Annotated in this window: 2 protein-coding genes; both read right to left on the bottom strand. The window is 31.7% G+C overall.

The features are described 5' to 3' along the window. Window positions 1-110 precede the first annotated feature (110 nt). Window positions 111-551 (bottom strand): hypothetical protein, encoded by a 441-nt coding sequence (locus EI164_RS16040; RefSeq protein WP_192520978.1) that lies wholly within the window; start codon window positions 549-551, stop codon window positions 111-113. A 90-nt stretch (window positions 552-641) separates the two neighbouring features. Further along, window positions 642-1,567, bottom strand: a 926-nt coding sequence (locus EI164_RS16035; protein ID WP_225739363.1) for a hypothetical protein, incomplete at its 5' end; no start/stop codon positions are given.

Below are 1,567 nucleotides of genomic sequence, written 5' to 3'. Positions count from 1 at the left end.
ACAAAGCTGCCTGACTCAAGTAAATCACTCTCCGACAATACCGGGGCGGTTCAGTTAGTTGGTGTTGTACCAAATTAGTTGACCACTACAGTGTGAACACTAGGATTTAATCAATCTAAAGAAACTGTATAACCTATAGTTGTACCAGTTTCTTCATCAATTTTTCTAAAAGGTAAAAACCAGATATTAACCTCTTTTTCTTTTTTCCAGAAATTGAAAACCTTTTCTTGCTCTATAGTATAGGAGGCTCTGTTTTCTGAATCAACTAATGAAATAGTTAGAGAGTCAAGACTATTTTTGAACAAATCATCTTTCACAATAAATGAAAGTGAAGATTGATAAGGGCCAATATATATGTAGTTAGATATTTTATGAGAGTATAATTCTAAAGTGGACCCATGTGGTGGTAGGATATTGTAGAAGTTAAAAGTTACTTGAACGCTGTTATCTTTTTTTAAACTATTTAAATAGAGGTTGTAATCTTTTTTTAATTCTGTTTGAATGAGTAAAAAATCTTTCTTATCAAATTGTTGATAGTTGAATGCATTCATTGATTTCACCACGTAGAAATATATAAGAATTAATAATAATGCCAATCCAAATACAGGTAATATAAGTTTAAAGTTATTTTTTTTCATTTTTTATTTTGGAGTAAATTTGGTCATTGATGCAGGTAATCCTGTAGGAGTACTGGCAGCAACTGGTATTTTTAACCCACCTCCTTTTCGCCACAATGAATAACCGACTGTTCCTTCTGACACTGCCCCCCTAGGAACCCATCCCCACATATTTTTATAGCTTTCACCTAGTTCTGAATGTATTAGTGCTTCATAATTTTCTAATATAGAAATGACATCACTATTACTTACTTCTCTTTTATTTCTAAGGTCTTCAGATATTTTTTCAGCATCATTCTTAGGGTTCAAAATATTACTATATAATGTACGTTTATGGAATGCGTAAAAATCGATATTATGTCTGTTTGAGAACAGTTGAGCGAAACTATTATCAGGATCTGCTTCATTAACGTTACTAAATGAACTTTGAGTTCTAAGTGTTAGAGCGTCTGACATTCCTGTTCTACAAGCATATGAACGAGCTCTAGCTGAATCAATAAAGCTATTATCACTAATGGCGCTTATATCTGAATTGACTAGTTCGATACTAGGCCTACTACCATAGTTTAAAGTAATTTTTCCGTTTAAACCATGACAGAAAAAGGCTAAGTCTTTTATCTTATAAGTCTCTCTATCTTTATTTAATATTTCTATAACTTTTGATTTATTTTTTAATGCGATAAACGTTATGTCGTTAGTAAAGCTTATTTCATTCTTTAAACCTTCGATAGCTAGTTTTTCTAAACGAGTATAACCGTAATCGACATAAGCAATAGTCACTTTATCACATTCTCTAAATTTACTTCTATCTTTGATGAAAGGATAGGCAGCTGCAATAAACATGTTTTTTAGCCAAAAGTTATTGTATTCGAACTCGGAACCAATAAATACAATGTTTTCCGTTTTCGGTACTCTTGTACTTACTACCGCTCTATTAGTATTACTCTTTG

The sequence above is a fragment of the Psychrobacter sp. FME13 genome (assembly GCF_014861395.1).
Lineage (GTDB): Bacteria > Pseudomonadota > Gammaproteobacteria > Pseudomonadales > Moraxellaceae > Psychrobacter.
Note: the sequence above shows the minus strand (reverse complement) of the source record. Positions and strands in the feature narration are given on the sequence as shown.